At 57.4% G+C, this 15525-nt stretch carries 15 protein-coding genes and 1 pseudogene; all 16 read left to right on the top strand.

Annotated elements, in window-relative coordinates; all coding sequences use genetic code 11:
• The first annotated feature begins 2 nt into the window (after positions 1 to 2).
• The 16 genes and pseudogenes from fliO (at position 3) to CAI21_RS11715 (ending at position 15425) form a co-directional block, all read left to right on the top strand.
• The gene (fliO, locus tag CAI21_RS11785; protein WP_116302464.1) at positions 3 to 470 is read left to right on the top strand and encodes a flagellar biosynthetic protein FliO; all 468 of its coding nucleotides are present in this window, start codon (positions 3 to 5) and stop codon (positions 468 to 470) included.
• Positions 471 to 1205: a flagellar type III secretion system pore protein FliP gene (gene fliP, locus CAI21_RS11780; protein ID WP_116302463.1), complete on the top strand. Its 735-nt coding sequence runs from the start codon at positions 471 to 473 to the stop codon at positions 1203 to 1205.
• 18 nt (positions 1206 to 1223) lie between these two features.
• Complete coding sequence (gene fliQ / locus CAI21_RS11775; protein WP_116302462.1) at positions 1224 to 1502, top strand: flagellar biosynthesis protein FliQ; 279 nt, start codon at positions 1224 to 1226, stop codon at positions 1500 to 1502.
• Positions 1503 to 1517: 15 nt separating this feature from the next.
• Positions 1518 to 2297, top strand: a complete 780-nt coding sequence (gene fliR, locus CAI21_RS11770; RefSeq protein WP_116302461.1) for a flagellar biosynthetic protein FliR — start codon at positions 1518 to 1520, stop codon at positions 2295 to 2297.
• Positions 2298 to 2761: 464 nt separating this feature from the next.
• Positions 2762 to 3916, top strand: coding sequence for a flagellar biosynthesis protein FlhB (gene flhB, locus CAI21_RS11765; protein ID WP_116302460.1), 1155 nt, complete (start codon positions 2762 to 2764; stop codon positions 3914 to 3916).
• Positions 3916 to 6009, top strand: a complete 2094-nt coding sequence (gene flhA, locus CAI21_RS11760; protein WP_116302459.1) for a flagellar biosynthesis protein FlhA — start codon at positions 3916 to 3918, stop codon at positions 6007 to 6009. The genes flhB and flhA overlap by 1 nt, the downstream gene beginning before the upstream one ends.
• A 150-nt stretch (positions 6010 to 6159) precedes the next feature.
• The gene (flhF, locus tag CAI21_RS11755) at positions 6160 to 7395 is read left to right on the top strand and encodes a flagellar biosynthesis GTPase FlhF (protein ID WP_309544691.1); all 1236 of its coding nucleotides are present in this window, start codon (positions 6160 to 6162) and stop codon (positions 7393 to 7395) included.
• On the top strand, positions 7385 to 8263 hold the full coding sequence (locus tag CAI21_RS11750; RefSeq protein WP_472974025.1) for a MinD/ParA family protein: 879 nt from the start codon (positions 7385 to 7387) through the stop codon (positions 8261 to 8263). The genes flhF and CAI21_RS11750 overlap by 11 nt, the downstream gene beginning before the upstream one ends.
• A gap of 232 nt (positions 8264 to 8495) precedes the next feature.
• Positions 8496 to 9224, top strand: a complete 729-nt coding sequence (locus CAI21_RS11745; protein WP_116302458.1) for an RNA polymerase sigma factor FliA — start codon at positions 8496 to 8498, stop codon at positions 9222 to 9224.
• 158 nt (positions 9225 to 9382) lie between these two features.
• Positions 9383 to 9763 (top strand): chemotaxis response regulator CheY, encoded by a 381-nt coding sequence (locus CAI21_RS11740; protein ID WP_116302550.1) that lies wholly within the window; start codon positions 9383 to 9385, stop codon positions 9761 to 9763.
• 5 nt (positions 9764 to 9768) lie between these two features.
• Positions 9769 to 10518 (top strand): protein phosphatase CheZ, encoded by a 750-nt coding sequence (locus CAI21_RS11735; protein WP_116302457.1) that lies wholly within the window; start codon positions 9769 to 9771, stop codon positions 10516 to 10518.
• Positions 10519 to 10638: 120 nt separating this feature from the next.
• Positions 10639 to 11547: an Hpt domain-containing protein gene (locus tag CAI21_RS25605; protein WP_309544689.1), complete on the top strand. Its 909-nt coding sequence runs from the start codon at positions 10639 to 10641 to the stop codon at positions 11545 to 11547.
• Positions 11544 to 12689 carry a chemotaxis protein CheA gene (locus tag CAI21_RS25600; RefSeq protein ID WP_309544688.1) on the top strand — a complete coding sequence of 382 codons (1146 nt, stop codon included), beginning with the start codon at positions 11544 to 11546 and terminating at the stop codon, positions 12687 to 12689. The genes CAI21_RS25605 and CAI21_RS25600 overlap by 4 nt, the downstream gene beginning before the upstream one ends.
• A 36-nt stretch (positions 12690 to 12725) precedes the next feature.
• Positions 12726 to 13823, top strand: coding sequence for a protein-glutamate methylesterase/protein-glutamine glutaminase (locus CAI21_RS11725; RefSeq protein ID WP_116302456.1), 1098 nt, complete (start codon positions 12726 to 12728; stop codon positions 13821 to 13823).
• Between the two features lie 33 nt (positions 13824 to 13856).
• Positions 13857 to 14650: pseudogene (locus tag CAI21_RS11720) on the top strand (ParA family protein).
• Positions 14643 to 15425, top strand: coding sequence for a chemotaxis protein CheW (locus CAI21_RS11715; protein ID WP_116302455.1), 783 nt, complete (start codon positions 14643 to 14645; stop codon positions 15423 to 15425). The pseudogene CAI21_RS11720 and the gene CAI21_RS11715 overlap by 8 nt, the downstream one beginning before the upstream one ends.
• Positions 15426 to 15525: the final 100 nt, after the last annotated feature.

The raw sequence follows: 15525 nt of genomic DNA, 5'->3' as shown, positions 1-15525 counted from the left end.
GAATGGGGCAGGGAATCAGGGATCGTCGGCGGCGGTTTTACGCCGGTGCCGTGCTGTTGCTGAATATCGTTTGGATGGGGGCTGCCTGGGCGAAGCCGGAAGCCTCCGCTGCCAGCGCGGTCGACGCGGGGGCGTTGATACGTCTGACCGGCGGTTTATTTTTCGTCATCCTTTTTATTTTGGGGTTGTCGTGGGCGCTACGTCGCTTTGGCGGGTTCTCCGGCTATGCGGGCGGCAAAATCAAGGCCTTGGCCTCCATTCCGGTGGGTAATCGAGAGCGGGTCGTCCTGGTGCAGGTAGGCAAGCAGCAATTGTTGATTGGGGTTGCGCCGGGAAGGGTCCAGACCTTGCTCGTGCTGGATGAGCCTGTGACAGACGCCGATGCGGAGAAGCCGCGGAGCGCATCCGGTGGCGGCTCCTTCGCCGAGCGTTTGCGCCGCGTAATGCAGCAGCAAAACGAGAAGTCTTAAATGCAGCGGCTGATCTTTTTGTTATTGGTGCTTGTGCCGACGGGGGCGTTCGCGCAGATTCCGGCACTGGAGGCGTTTACCGTTACCAATACCGGCGGCGGTCAGACCTATAGCGTCACCTTTCAGATTCTAGTGATCATGACCTTGCTGGCGTTGTTGCCGGCGGGATTGATGATGATGACGGCCTTCGCGCGGATTATTATCGTGCTGGCGATTTTGCGAACCGCGATCGGTACCGGCAACACGCCGTCGAACCAGATTCTGCTGGGCTTGGCCCTGTTTCTGACGATGTTCGTCATGATGCCGGTTTTCGAGGAGGTGAACACTAACGCGCTGCAGCCGTATCTGGCCGAAGAGCTCGCGCCTGACGAGGCGTTGGTAGCGGCCAGCGTGCCTTTTCGAAACTTCATGCTGTCGCAGACCCGCGAAGACGATATTGCGCTTTTCCTGCGTATTTCGGGTCGAGACTCGGTGGCGTCGCCTGAAGAGCTACCGTTATCGATTCTGGTTCCCGCCTTTATGACCAGCGAATTGAAGACCGCTTTTCAGATCGGTTTCATTATCTTTTTACCGTTTCTCATCATCGATTTGGTCGTTGCCAGTACGTTGATGTCGATGGGTATGCTGATGCTATCGCCCATGATTATCTCGTTGCCGTTCAAGATCATGCTGTTTGTGTTGGTTGACGGTTGGTCCTTGATTATGGGCACGCTAGCGGCGAGTTTTTTCTTTTAGCTAGGCTGGAGCTGAATCATGTCCCCCGACGTTGCGATCGAATTAGGCATGCAAGCTTTAACCGTGGTAGTGCTCTTGGCTGCTCCTATCCTCTTATCGGCGTTAGCAGCCGGTTTGCTCATCGGCATGTTCCAAGCGGCAACCCAAATTAACGAGCAAACGTTAAGTTTCGTACCAAAGCTCGGTGTACTGGCGGTAGTGTTATTCATCGCCTCGCCGTGGATGTTGAATGTGATACTCGATTTCACCCACACCTTGTACGCGCGGGTTCCGGATCTGGTGAATTACGGCCTGTAGCGGAGCGACGGGCGGATGGAAATAAGTTTCGCCGAGCTTTCTGCCTGGTTAGGCGGCTTCGTTTGGCCGTGGTTGCGGGTCAGTGGCATGCTGATCGTTGCGCCCTTGTTTGCCAATACTCAGGTACCTGCTCGGGTGAGTGTGCTGTTAGGCTTAGCGCTTAGCGTCGCGATCCTGCCAGCCGTCGGCCCGGTGCCGGAGGTCGACTTCCTTTCCCTGACGGCGATGATAATTGCTGTACAGCAAATCTTGATCGGTTTCAGTATCGGTTTGATGTTGGCCCTAGCGTTTGCCGCAGCGATCATAGCCGGCGAGAGTATTGCCTATAGCATGGGGCTTGGTTTCGCGACCATGGTCGATCCGCAAGGCGGCCATACGATGCCGATCATCAGTCAGTTCTTCCAGATTGTGGCGACCCTGCTGTTTTTGGCCATGGGCGGTCATCTTATGTTGATCGAGCTATTGGCGGAGAGTTTCGTTGGGATGCCGGTCGGGACGACCGGCATCGGTGCCGACGAAATGTGGTTAGTTATCGGTTGGGCATCGGAGATGTTTGCCGGGGCGGTGTTGATCGCTTTGCCGTCGGTGGTCGTTCTGCTGCTGACTAACCTGGCGTTGGGGGTTATGACGCGCACGGCGCCGCAGATGAATATTTTCTCGGTGGGCTTGCCGGTGACTATGCTGCTTGGCTTCGTCGTTATCCTTACCTTGACGATGCCGGCGTTAGGGCCTCGTATGGCGCAGTTGTGGAGTGAGGTTTTTGCGGCGGTTCGTTTGTTGTTGGGGACGGGGTAGGGGTAGTGTTGTTGCGCCTGGGTGGGTGTCGTTTTTGTGGTGCGCTTCGCGCGATTGATTTAGAAGGCGGGGTTCCGCCCCTGCACGGCGGTGTCTGGGGCCTGCGCTTAGTCGCTATTGCCTGTAGCGATACATAACGGCCTGTTTCGCCCTCCTGGGCGAGTCCCTTTTCTTTGCGTCGCCAAAGAAAAGGAACCCGCCGTGCGGGGGCGGGACCCCGCCTTCCAAACAAATCGCGCGAAGCGCACAACTACTAACCACCGGCAACAAAAACAAATCTACCCAACAAGAAACCTAAACCCAGCATTAGCGCCATCTCCTTAAGCCGTCAAAAACCTGACTCCAGTGCCGTCCGGCGCCCCCTTAAGACTCCTTACCCACTGAATAATATACCGTATTCCCCGCTGGCACTGGATTTGCAATACCCGGCCAACGACATGTTTGTTTAAGCCAGAGCCGTACGGATGGCCGAAGAGAACCAAGACGGTCAGGAGAAAACAGAAGAACCTACCCCTAAACGCCTTCGCGATGCGAAGGAGAAGGGGCAGGTTCCGCGCTCGCGCGAGTTGAACACGGCCATGGTTATGATGGCGTCCGCGTTCGGCATGATGGTGTTTGCCGGCTATATCGGCAACGGGTTGGCAACAATCATGGAGACCACCTTTCAGCCCGACCGCGACGATCTTTTCAACAACATGCTCGTGTTCGAGATCTTGCGAGGCTTGATTTGGCAGGGCTTGTTGTTGATCGCTCCCTTCGCGGCAATCGTGTTTGTCGTGGCGGTGGCCGCACCGGCGCTTATTGGCGGTTGGGCATTTAGCGGCAAGGCGATGGCGCCGAAGCTTGAGAAAATGAGCCCGATCAAAGGCCTCAAGCGTATGTTCGGCGTCAAGGGGTTGGTCGAGCTCGGTAAGGCCTTGGCGAAGGTGACCGTGGTGGGGACGGTGGCCTTGCTGTTGGCCTGGTTATTCCAAGGCAAGGTTAAAGCGCTGATGGGGGTCGGCTTGGAAAGCGGCCTGGCCCTGGGAGCGCAAATGTTCTTTATTGCGTTCTTTGCTTTGTCGGCGTCGTTGTTGTTGGTGGCGGCGGTCGATGTGCCGTACCAGCTCTACGAGCACAAGAAAAAGCTGCGGATGACTAAGCAAGAGGTTAAGGACGAACTCAAACAGACTGACGGTAAACCGGAAGTTAAGGGCAAGATTCGCCAGTTGCAGCAGCAAATAGCCCGTGGGCGCATGATGGAGTCCATTCCGGAAGCCGATGTTGTGATTACCAACCCAACGCACTACGCGGTGGCTTTGAAGTACGACCAGATGAATATGCGGGCGCCGAAAGTTTTGGCCAAAGGAGCCGGCGAACTGGCGTTGAAGATCCGCGAGCTGGCCGAGGAGCATAAGGTGCCGTTGTTCGAGGCGCCTCCTTTGGCGCGCGCTTTGTATTTTACGACCGATTTAGAACAGGAGATTCCGGGCGGCTTGTACGTAGCCGTTGCCCAGGTGCTGGCTTACATCTATCAGGTGCGCAGCCCGGCACAACCGGGCCAGCGGCCGGTACGGCCCGATCCGGAACTGCCGGACGAATTCGAGAAATACACCAAGATGGGTGAAGAGGAGCAGTGATGCAGGCGGCACTTAATGTGGTCCGGGATATTGGCCGGCGGGGCATCGGTGCTCCGATCCTGGTGGTCGCCCTGTTGACGATGATGGTGATTCCACTAGCGCCGTTGGCGCTGGATATGCTGTTCACCTTCAATATCGTACTTTCGCTGATCATCTTGATGGTCGCCATTTACGCATTGCGTCCTTTGGACTTTGCCATTTTTCCAACGGTTTTGTTGATCGCTACGCTACTGCGCTTGGCGCTCAACATTGCCTCAACCCGTATTGTCTTGCTGGAAGGTCATACGGGTACCGGTGCGGCCGGTAAGGTTATCGAGTCTTTTGGCGGTTTTGTCGTCGGCGGTAACTATGCCGTCGGCTTGGTGGTTTTTGCCATTTTGGTGATCATTAACTTCGTTGTGGTCACGAAGGGCGCAGGGCGTATCTCGGAAGTCAGCGCCCGGTTTACCTTGGATGCCTTGCCGGGTAAACAAATGGCGATCGATGCGGATTTAAACTCCGGCTTGATTAATCAGGATCAAGCGCGGGAGCGGCGCTCGGAAGTGGCGCAGGAGGCCGATTTCTACGGCTCTATGGACGGTGCCAGTAAATTCGTCCGAGGCGACGCGATCGCCGGTATTTTGATCTTGTTTATCAATATTATCGGCGGTTTGGCGATCGGTATCTTACAGCATGGGATGCCGTTCACCGATGCTGCGCGCAATTATACCTTGCTGACCATCGGCGACGGTCTGGTGGCGCAAATTCCCGGCATCGTCTTGTCTACCGCGACAGCCATTCTCGTTACTCGGGTATCGAAATCGCAGGACATGTCCGGCGCGGTTATGGAGCAAATGTTCGATAACCCGCGTGTGCTGATCGTGGCCGGTTCGGTGGTGGGGTTGCTGGGGCTGATCCCGGGAATGCCGAATCTGCCGTTTCTTCTGTTTGCCGCCGCCTGCGGGGCGGGCGCTTGGTATTTGATCAATAAGAGACGACAAGCCGCTTTCGACGATGCCGACCGACCGCCGGAACCGCCGCCGCAAGATACTCAGCCCGAGAATCGGGAGCTGACTTGGGACGACGTGCCGCCGGTGGATGTCATCGGTTTGGAGGTCGGTTACGGGCTGATTCCCTTGGTCGACAGAAATCAGGGCGGCCAGTTGTTAACCCGAATTAAAGGGGTGCGAAAGAAGCTATCGCAGGAGCTGGGCTTTCTTATCCAAGCGGTGCATATCCGAGATAACCTCGATCTGACACCTACTGCCTACCGTATTAGCGTGCACGGCGTGCCGGTAGCGGAGAGCGAGATTCAAACGAATCGCGAGTTGGCGATTAACCCCGGCCAGGTGCACGGTAAGATTCCGGGCTTCGCGACTAAGGATCCGGCGTTTGGCCTGGAGGCGTACTGGATCGAGCCGTCGCAGCGCGATCAAGCGCAAACGATGGGGTATACGGTAGTCGATGCCAGTACGGTCGTCGCTACCCACTTAAGTCAGATTATTCAAACCAACGCCCATCAGCTGCTCGGGCACCAGGAAGTTCAGAAACTACTTGACGTCTTGGCCGAGACTCAGCCCAAGCTGGTAGAAGAGCTGGTGCCGAATACCTTGCCGTTATCGGTGGTCGTGAAAGTGTTCCAGAACTTGTTGTCGGAACGGATTCCGGTTCGCGATACCCGCACGATCGTCGAAACTTTGGCGGAGCAGGGTGCTCGCACCCGAGAACCGGCGCAATTGACGATCTCCGTCAGAGAGGCGTTGGGCCGCATGATCGTACAGAACATAACGGGAATGAGCTCTGAGCTGCCGGTGATCACTCTAGAGCCCCAGTTGGAACAGATATTGCTTGATACCATGCAGGGCACGACTGAAGGCGCTGGCGGTTTCGAGCCAGGTTTAGCTGAACGTCTCCAGCGATCCTTGGCGGAAACGGCTCAGCGGCAGGAAATGGCCGGGCAACCGGCGGTACTGCTGACGGCACCGCAGCTACGGGGCTGGTTATATCGGTTAAGTCGGCACAGCGTGCCAAACCTGCACGTACTCTCGTATAACGAGGTGCCAGACGACAAGCAAATTCGAATTGTCGGCCAAGTCGGGCAGGACAAGGCTTAGCTGACCGCGGCGACGACCAAAAAGGTGGGGTATGAAAATCAAGCGCATCTTTGCTCAGGATATGCGTCAGGCTTTTCTTAGGGTCCGAGAAGAACATGGGCCTGATGCGGTTATCCTTTCTAGTCGTAATTTAGACGGGGGGTAGAGGTTATTTCCGCTGTCGATTACGACGAACGGGTCATTGCCGCGGCAACAAAACGCGAGGAACGACACCGCCTCCCCGCGCCGACGGCTGCCTTCGCCAGTACGCTGGATGTGCTTCGACAACGGGCCGAGCGAGCAGCCGAGGGGCCTGCGACGCCAGAAACTCGACCGAGCCGCCAAAAAGTCGACATCCGCGTCGACGACGAGGACGACGACTTCGGCGTCAACCCTTATGCCCGGCAGCCGCGGCCGGAAGCAGCGCCGCGCCAAGCTCCGGCCGCGCAGATCGAGTGGACCCAGGAGCCTGCGTTGCGCGAGATGCGGGAAGAGATCAAAACGCTGCGGAATCTATTTCAGAACCAGGTCACCCTGATGGAATGGAATCAGATGGGGCAGCGCGAGCCGGTGCGTGCGACCTTGCTTAAGCAACTCAGCGAGATCGGTTTAGGGACGGACGTTTGCCGTAAATTAGCCGACCACGTCGTCAGCACCGAGGAAGAGCCGGAGCTGGACGATTGTTGGCAGCGCTCGCTGAAAATTCTGCGCCATAACCTGTCGGTGGCCGAGGAAGACCTGCTGGAAGAAGGCGGTATCGTTGCCATGGTCGGCCCCACCGGAGTCGGTAAAACCACCACCATTGCCAAGCTGGCTGCTCGTTTTGCGTTGCGGCACGGTCGTCAGCACGTGGCCTTGGTCAGCACCGATAACTTCCGTATCGGCGCTCAGGATCAGCTGCGTAACTTTGCTCGTATTCTGAGTGTGCCCATGCATATCGCCAATACGACCGAGGAGTTGGCCGATGTGCTGGATGAGTTGCGCGATAAGCGGCTGGTGTTGATCGATACGGCCGGTATGAGTCAGCGCGATATGCGCCTGACCGAGCAGTTTCAGGCGCTCCACGGCAGCGGCATCCCGATTCGCAGCTACTTGGTGTTGTCCGCCAATACCCAGCTATCGACTTTGAACGAAGTTGTGCGCTCGTTCAAAGGCGTGCGTCCGGCGGCGTGTATTCTAACTAAGCTTGACGAAGCGACCAGCCTGGGCGGCGCGCTCACGATTACGCTGCGGCACCGAATCCCGCTCGCTTTCCTCGGCGTCGGCCAGCGTGTGCCGGAGGATTTGGAATCCGCCAACAGCGATAAGCTCATCGAGAAGGCTCAACAACTTGTGGCTCAGTATCGCCAGGACCTGGACGAGGAGACGCTCGCACTAAGCTTTGGCGGGATCGTTAATGCTCGTTAAGAACTTCGACGGAGACCAGGCGGCAAGCCTTAGACGCATGACGAACCCAAAGCCGGTAAAAGTCATTGCCGTTAGCAGCGGTAAAGGCGGCGTTGGCAAAACCAACGTTTCCGTAAACCTAGCGACTGCGCTGGCGCAGCTGGGTCGCGAGGTCATGCTGTTGGATGCCGATCTGGGTTTGGCTAACGTCGATGTCCTGCTTGGCTTGAGTTCGCGTTACAACTTGGCGCATGTGCTTGAGGGGCGGGCTAGCTTGGATGAGGTCATCATCGAAGCGCCCGGAGGCTTTAAAGTCGTGCCGGCCTCCTCCGGCACCCAGCGGATGGCGGAGCTAAGCCAAGCAGAGCACATTGGCCTGATCCGTAGTTTCAGCGAGCTGACCTTCGATCTCGATTATTTGATCATCGACACCGCGGCCGGCATTGCCGACGGCGTTACCAGTTTCGCCCGCGCCGCCCGCGATGTGCTTGTCGTGGTGTGCGACGAGCCCGCTTCGCTGACCGACGCTTATGCCTTAATCAAAGTGTTAAGTTGCGATTATGGCGTACAACGCTTTCATATCGTTGCCAATCGTGTGCAAGGGCCCGAGGAAGGCCACCGGTTGTTCGGCAAACTGGCGATGGCGACGACGCGTTTTCTCGACGTGACCCTAGACTATGCCGGCCCTGTTCCGGAAGACGAATATCTACGGAAGGCGGTCCAGCGTCTCCGGCCGGTCACGCTGGCTTATCCGGGAAGCCCCGCCTCGCGGGCTTATGCGGAATTGGCGCGCCGGGTGGAGCGTTGGCCTTTGCCGAGCAGCGCGGAAGGCCATCTAGAGTTTTTTGTGGAACGCCTGATTCAGTACAGCTCCGGGATGGGGGAATGATTTAAGGAAGCACTGAACAATTCGTTCATCTCTTCGACCAGGCAGTCGAAGGGCGTGCGGTGTCAGGCAAGGGTTAGGCCCGCAACGATACGAGGGAATTGTTCAGTGTTTCCTTACGAGTGTAGAGGGGGCTTCGGTTCCAGCTACGCCTACATGCTGACAGGATTATGTTTTCTTGAGCGACAGCCGTGCTTGAAAACGCTAACGATAAGATCTGTCTGGAGGTGCCCAGATGAACGGCCATGCACTCTATAGCGAGGTCGAGCAGCAGGGGGAAAATGACCTGGTTGTTCGGCATGCTTCGCTGGTAAAGCGGCTTGCGCATCACATGATTATGCGGCTGCCGCCGGCAGTTCAGCTCGATGATTTGATCCAAGCCGGAATGATCGGGTTATTGGAAGCGGCGCGACAGTATGACGCGTCGCAGGGGGCGAGTTTCCAGACCTACGCCAGCATTCGTATTCGAGGTGCGATGCTGGACGAAATGCGGCGTCTGGATTGGACGCCGCGGTCGGTGCACCGAAAAGCAAGAGAAGTTGCCGAAGCCGTGCGTGCCTTAGAACACGAGACGGGACGCGATCCGTCCGATCACGAGGTGGCCGAACGGCTCGATATTAGCCTCGATGAGTATCACCACATTCTGCAGGACGTTTCGACTTCCAAGATCTTCAGCATCGATCAGGAAGACCCTGAACTGGGCGAGGCTCATGAGCCGGCCGGTACCGGGCCAACGCCGCTTGGCTTGCTCGAAGAGGACGGTTTTCGGGGCGCGCTGGTCGAAGCCATTGCCGAGCTGCCCGAGCGTGAGCGCTTAGTTATGGCTTTGTACTACGACGAAGAGCTCAATTTGCGGGAGATTGGCGAAGTGCTGGGTGTGAGCGAGTCGCGCGTCAGCCAAATCCATGGCCGTATCATGATTAAACTTCGCGGCATGATGGCCGATTGGGTAGATAAGGACTAAGTCCAACGGTAAAGGTCCGCAAGGAGCCGCCGAAATAACTTCTTATGCCGCTTGTCGCGACGGCCGGCGAAATGCCCCGGAGGCAAGCAGCATTCAATAGTACTTTGGCACGGTTAATGGCCTAAATGAGGTGAGTGAAGGTGGAACTCGATAATGAAATGAAGATTCTGATCGTGGACGACTTTTCCACGATGCGACGAATCATCAAAAATCTGCTGCGTGATCTCGGCTTTACCAATACCCAGGAAGCCGACGACGGTACCACCGCGCTACCAATGCTCAAGAAGGGCAACTTCGATTTTCTGGTGACCGATTGGAATATGCCGGGAATGACCGGTATCGATTTGCTCAAGGCCGTGCGCGCCGATCCGGAGCTGTCGAATCTGCCGATTCTGATGGTAACCGCCGAAGCCAAACGCGAGCAGATCGTAGCCGCCGCTGAGGCGGGTGTGAATGGCTATATCGTTAAGCCGTTTACTGCCAACACGCTGAAAGAGAAGATCGACAAAATCTTCGAACGTATCCACGGCGAGGGGTAGAGGCCATGGCCGAGGAAAGTGCCGGCGACCGATATCTCGAATCGGCACGGATGTTGGTGCAGAGCCTGGAAGCCGGAGACGAGATGGCCGCCGATAAGGCGATCGACGAACTCACGCATATCCGGGAAACCGTCCTCTTTAAAGAATTGGGCATGTTGACGCGGGAGCTGCATGAGTCCATCAAAGCGTTCCGGCTCGATACGCGATTAAGCGATATTGCCGAGAGCGAAATTCCCGATGCCCGCGACCGCCTGAATTACGTCATTACCATGACGGAGCAGGCGGCCCACCGCACGCTGACCGCGATCGAAGACAGCATCAACAGAGTCGATGTCGTGATCGGGAAAGCGCAGCCCATGCGCGAGAACTGGCAGCGTTTTCGCAATCGCGAGATGGCGGTGGACGAGTTCAGAGTTTTGTGCCGCGATCTCGACGAATTCCTCGAAGCATCGGCGGAAGAAGGCGGCAAGGTGCAGAGCAATCTCACCGAGGCGCTGATGGCCCAGGACTATCAAGACTTAACCGGACAGATCATTCGGCGCGTTATCAATCTGGTGCAGGAAGTCGAGGAAAACCTGGTTCAGTTAGTCCGCTTCTCGGGTGGCCGCATACTTGAGGAAAACGCCGCTTCTGCCGATAAGAACAAAGACGGGGCGATTAAAGCAGAGGGTCCCAGTGTCCCTGGGGTGGACAAAGGCGACGTGGTGCAGGGACAGGATGACGTCGATGACTTGCTCTCCAGCTTGGGATTTTAAGGAGGTACCAGGGGCAACCCAAGGTTTCCTTAAGCAGGGGCGCGGCCGGACTTTCGAGAGCGTTTCTTGATCAAGGCGGCACCGGGATAGCGTTATCACAACCGGACGAAAGGTTACGGTATGGGCATCGACATCGAAGACGATATTGTTCAGGACTTTCTGGTTGAGTCTCGGGAGATTCTCGAGAGTCTCAGCGAACAGTTGGTGGACCTGGAGCAGCGTCCGGGCGACAGAGAACTCCTGAACGCGGTATTTCGCGGCTTCCATACGATTAAAGGCGGCGCCGGTTTTCTTAACTTCGAGCCGTTAGTCGATGTTTGTCATCAGACCGAAGATATCTTTAATCTGCTGCGTAGCGGGGACAAGACCGTTACTGCCGATCTGATGGACACCGTGCTCGAGGCGTTGGACGTTGTTACCGGCATGTTCGGACAGCTTGATAACGGTGAGGATTTATCGCCGGCGTCCGCTGAGTTAATTGCGCGCTTGAAAGCGCATAATGTGCCCGATAGTGCCGCCCCGGCCGCTGCCGCAGGCGATACCGCTTCGGCCGACACCGATGTGCCGGCGGAAAACGATCCGGCCGAAGAAGAGTTCGAAGCCCTGTTGCAGTCCGTCGGAGAGGATTCCGGTACGGCAAGTTCCAACGGTACGAGTGAAACCGGTAACGACGATATTACCGAAGAAGAGTTCGACCGGCTGCTCGATAGCTTGCATGGCTCGGGAGCCCCGAAAGGTCCGGCGCCGGCGGCTTCCGGCGAGAAGACCAAGAAGGCGGAAGAGACGAGCTCAGGCGCTGACGACGATAAAATCAGCGAAGCGGAATTCGATCAACTGCTAGATACGCTGCACGGCAAAGGTAAAGGTCCGAAAGGGGCAGACGAGCCCAAACCGGTGCCTGCTTCCAAACAAGCCTCGCCGGAACCGGCCCAAGCCACCCCAGCAAAAGCGGAAGCGCCAAAGCGGCAAAAGCCGCCAAAGGCGACACCTCGGTCCGAGTCGATACCGCCAAGCTCGACGACATCATGAACTTAGTCGGCGAGTTGGTATTGGTGCGCAACCGCTTGAGTACGTTGCGCAGTACCCTCAACGACGAACGTATCGGTCAAGCCGTATCGGACCTGGAACTGGTCACGGCCGATCTGCAGAACTCGGTGATGAAAACGCGGATGCAGCCGATCAAGAAGGTCTTCGGCCGTTTTCCCCGTGTGGTACGCGACCTGGCGCGAAGCTTGAAGAAAGAAGTCGAGCTCGAAATGCAGGGCGAAGACACCGACCTCGATAAAAACCTGGTCGAAGCCCTGGCGGATCCTTTGGTCCATTTGGTGCGTAATGCCGTCGATCACGGTATCGAAGAGCCGAGCGATCGGCAGATGGCAGGCAAGTCGCGAGCCGGCAAGATTCTGCTTGCGGCAGAGCAGGAAGGCGATCATATCCTGTTGACGATTGCCGATGACGGGAAAGGGATGGACGCGGAGTTTTTACGCAATAAGGTTATCGAAAAAGGCCTCATGGATCGGGAGTCCGCCGCGCGGTTGGACGAACAGGACTGCTATAACCTGATTTTCTTGGCCGGCTTCTCGACCAAGTCCGAAATCTCCGATGTGTCCGGTCGCGGCGTCGGCATGGATGTGGTGAAAAACCGCATTTCCCAGCTGAACGGGTCGATAGAGATCGAATCCAAGTTAGGTCAAGGTACCACGATGCGGATCAAGGTACCGCTGACGCTGGCTATCCTACCGACGCTAATGGTGAAGGTAGACGGGCGTAAGTTTGCCTTGCCCATGTCGGTCGTGCGCGAGATCTTCGAGCTTGAATCGGCTCGGACCAACGTTGTCGACGGGCGCTTAGTGGTCATGGTCCGGAACAAGGCCATGCCGTTGTTTTTCCTCGAGCGTTGGTTACAGCGGCTAGCAGATGTCGTGGTGACCAGCAAAGACCAACAAGCGCTGGACGGCGAGCGGCAGGTTGTTACGGTGGTGATCGGGAACCAAGCGGTCGGTTTTGTCGTCGACGAAGTTTTGGGGCTGGAAGAGGTTGTCATTAAGCCGCTTGGCGCGATGTTGCAGGGATTGCCCGGCTTGGCGGGGTCGACGATTACGGGCGACGGTCGAATCGCGCTCATCGTCGATATTCCGAGTCTGATCAAGTCGTTCGGTTCGAGAATGTAGCAAGGTGTGGCTTATGGTTGGCGGAGGTGACACCTGGTGAAATTGCGTGTTTTGGTGGTGGACGACTCGGGGTTCTTCCGCCGCCGTATTCGCACCATGTTGGATGCCGACCCGACGCTGGAAGTCATCGGTGAGGCAGGAAACGGTCGTGAAGCGATCGAGCAGACCCTGCGTTTAAAGCCTGACGTCGTGACCATGGATATCGAGATGCCGGAGATGGACGGCATTGCCGCCGTCAAAGAGATCATGCGTCGGCGGCCGACGCCGATTCTTATGTTCTCCTCGTTAACTTATGAAGGGGCGCAAGCGACGCTGGATGCGCTAGATGCCGGTGCCGTTGACTTTTTGCCGAAACGCTTCGCCGATATCTCCGGCGACACCGACCAAGTCCAACGACAGCTACAGCGCCGTATTCACGAAGTAAGCGGGCAGGCCGGCCGCGCCGGACGGCTTCGTCAAAGCGAGGCCCCCGGTCGAGATACCGTGACGCCCGAGCCGCGGGCGAACGTGGCGAGAGCGCCGGCAGAAATAACGCCGCCCCGGCCTTCGGCGGTCGTGCGCAGCGGGCGTTACGGTTTAGTGGTGATCGGTACGTCGACCGGCGGCCCGGTGGCGTTGCAGAAAGTGCTGACTCAGCTGCCGGCAAATTATCCATTGCCGGTATTGTTGATTCAGCACATGCCTGAGAGTTTTACGCGGGCATTTGCGGAACGACTCAACGAGCTGTGTCAGATTCAGGTTAAAGAAGCCGAGGACGGCGATAGCCTTATCCCCGGTCGTGCACTGCTGGCACCGGGAGGCCGGCATACCGGTGTAGAGCATAAAGGCGGTCGCCTCAGCGTCCGCATTTTCGAAGCCGAGCCGGGACAGTTTTATAAACCAAGTGTCGACATCGCGTTCAACGATGCCGCCAGGGCTTGTCCTGGGAAAGTGTTAGCCGTCGTGTTAACCGGGATGGGCGCCGACGGTTGCGAAGGGGCGCGCTTGTTAAAACAAACCGGTTCGTCGGTCTGGTCGCAGGACGAAGCCACGAGTGTCATCTATGGCATGCCGGGCGCAGTCGCTAAAGCCGGACTGACAGATCGGGTTTTGCCGCTGGAGTCGGTCGGTGCCGAACTGGCGCGGTTGCGTTAGTCGGCTGGGCTGCAAGCGTAGGGGGAGCTAGCCATGAAAGTATGGGCTGTAGCGAATCAAAAAGGCGGCGTTGGCAAAACCACCACAGCGGTGAGCTTGGCAGGCTTGCTGTCCAACCGCGGTCGGCGGGTATTGGTTGTGGACTTGGACCCGCACGGTTCGTTGACCAGCTATTTTGGCCTCGACCCTGAGTCCATCGAGCCGAGCGTGTACGACTTATTTAAGAATCGCGGCGATCGGGACGCGGTATTGCCGGTGTTGCGAGAGACCAACATAGAAGGCTTGAGCGTGCTGCCGGCCTCGACGGCATTGGCAACCCTGGACCGACAGTTGGGGACTCGCTCTGGAATGGGGCTGGTCGTTCAGCGTTCTATGGCTGCCGTTGCCGACCGTTTCGACTATGCCTTTATCGATTGCCCCCGATGCTGGGGGTGTTGATGGTTAACGCTTTAGCCGCCTGCGACCGCCTGATCGTTCCGGTGCAAACCGAGTTCCTGGCCTTAAAGGGCCTGGAACGAATGGTTCACACGCTGGAGATGATACAGCGCTCCCGCTCAAAGAGCTTACCCTATCTTATCGTACCGACCATGTTCGATCGTCGGACTAAAGCATCCGTCGAGTCCTTGCAGGAAGTGCGGCGTAAGTACGGTGAGCTGGTTTGGGATAGCGCGATTCCAGTCGACACCCAGTTTCGCGAGTCGAGCAAACAAGGGCAGCCGCTAACCGTTTTACACCCCTGGGCGCGCGGCAGCATGGCCTATCGCAAGCTACTGGAAACGCTACAGTCGCTGGAGGAGATAGAAGCGCGGGAGCTTGCTCATGGCTGATTGGAAAGCGCCGCGAAAGCAAGTATTAGTCGCCCAACAGGACGCGATTCTCGACTATCTGGACGGCCTGTTGCGAGAGTTGCCGGAGGAGTACCCGGAGCCGGCGCCCGTGCCGGAGCCGACAGCGCCGGTTGCGGAGCCGTTGCCTCCTAAAGAAGCGCCGCCGAAGCGGGCGATTGCTCCGTCCAAGCCGGTGGCGGTCGAAGCGCCGGCTCCGGTTGAAGTCGTTGTTGACGCACCGGTACCCGAGTCGACGCCGAAGGTGCAGCCGGATGTGCAGCCTCAGGCCGAGCCTGTTGCTGCGAGGTCGGGTATTCCCGAGTGGGCGGAGCCGGATTTTCAGGCACTGTTGTTCCAGGTGGGTGGCCTCAAGCTTGCGGTTCCGTTGGTAAAGCTGCATAGCGTGGTGCCATGGAGCGAGAAGATTACTCCGGTGCCGGGGTTGCCGGCGTGGTGCCATGGCTTGTTTCGTTATCGGGAGCGCAATGTGCGGGTGGTCGATACTGCAACGATGGTGTTTCCGCCGGATAAGCGGGATGCCGATTTAGAAACCAATCACATCCTCGTCGTCGGCGATGGCGAGTGGGGCTTATCGTGCACGGCGATCGGCGACGTCATTAAGCTCAATCCCGCCGAAGTCAAATGGCGTCGAGGGCGTGGGCAGCGGCCTTGGCTGGCGGGGACGGTGCTCGGTCACTTGTGCGCGTTACTCGATACGGAGGCCTTCGCCGATATGCTTACGGAAAGCACGCGCAAGGGTAATAAACGCCCATAGAGGCGGATTCGCTCGATGCGCCCTAGCAGGTTGCTGAAAAATTATTTTCGGCAGCCTGATAAACCAGGGCTCGGTTGTGCCGATAGTGTGGATAACAGTA

Origin of the sequence: Alkalilimnicola ehrlichii, assembly GCF_003399765.1 — a bacterium.
GTDB lineage: Bacteria > Pseudomonadota > Gammaproteobacteria > Nitrococcales > AK92 > AK92.
Note: the sequence above shows the minus strand (reverse complement) of the source record. Positions and strands in the feature narration are given on the sequence as shown.

Excerpts from the sequence above, each read along its gene's own strand:
- fliO (WP_116302464.1), top strand. The coding sequence starts at position 3 with ATGGGGCAGGGAATCAGGGATCGTCGGCGGCGGTTTTACGCCGGTGCC.
- fliP (WP_116302463.1), top strand. The coding sequence starts at position 471 with ATGCAGCGGCTGATCTTTTTGTTATTGGTGCTTGTGCCGACGGGGGCG.
- fliQ (WP_116302462.1), top strand. The coding sequence starts at position 1,224 with ATGTCCCCCGACGTTGCGATCGAATTAGGCATGCAAGCTTTAACCGTG.
- fliR (WP_116302461.1), top strand. The coding sequence starts at position 1,518 with ATGGAAATAAGTTTCGCCGAGCTTTCTGCCTGGTTAGGCGGCTTCGTT.
- flhB (WP_116302460.1), top strand. The coding sequence starts at position 2,762 with ATGGCCGAAGAGAACCAAGACGGTCAGGAGAAAACAGAAGAACCTACC.
- flhA (WP_116302459.1), top strand. The coding sequence starts at position 3,916 with ATGCAGGCGGCACTTAATGTGGTCCGGGATATTGGCCGGCGGGGCATC.
- CAI21_RS11750 (WP_472974025.1), top strand. The coding sequence starts at position 7,385 with ATGCTCGTTAAGAACTTCGACGGAGACCAGGCGGCAAGCCTTAGACGC.
- CAI21_RS11745 (WP_116302458.1), top strand. The coding sequence starts at position 8,496 with ATGAACGGCCATGCACTCTATAGCGAGGTCGAGCAGCAGGGGGAAAAT.
- CAI21_RS11740 (WP_116302550.1), top strand. The coding sequence starts at position 9,383 with ATGAAGATTCTGATCGTGGACGACTTTTCCACGATGCGACGAATCATC.
- CAI21_RS11735 (WP_116302457.1), top strand. The coding sequence starts at position 9,769 with ATGGCCGAGGAAAGTGCCGGCGACCGATATCTCGAATCGGCACGGATG.
- CAI21_RS25605 (WP_309544689.1), top strand. The coding sequence starts at position 10,639 with ATGGGCATCGACATCGAAGACGATATTGTTCAGGACTTTCTGGTTGAG.
- CAI21_RS25600 (WP_309544688.1), top strand. The coding sequence starts at position 11,544 with ATGAACTTAGTCGGCGAGTTGGTATTGGTGCGCAACCGCTTGAGTACG.
- CAI21_RS11715 (WP_116302455.1), top strand. The coding sequence starts at position 14,643 with ATGGCTGATTGGAAAGCGCCGCGAAAGCAAGTATTAGTCGCCCAACAG.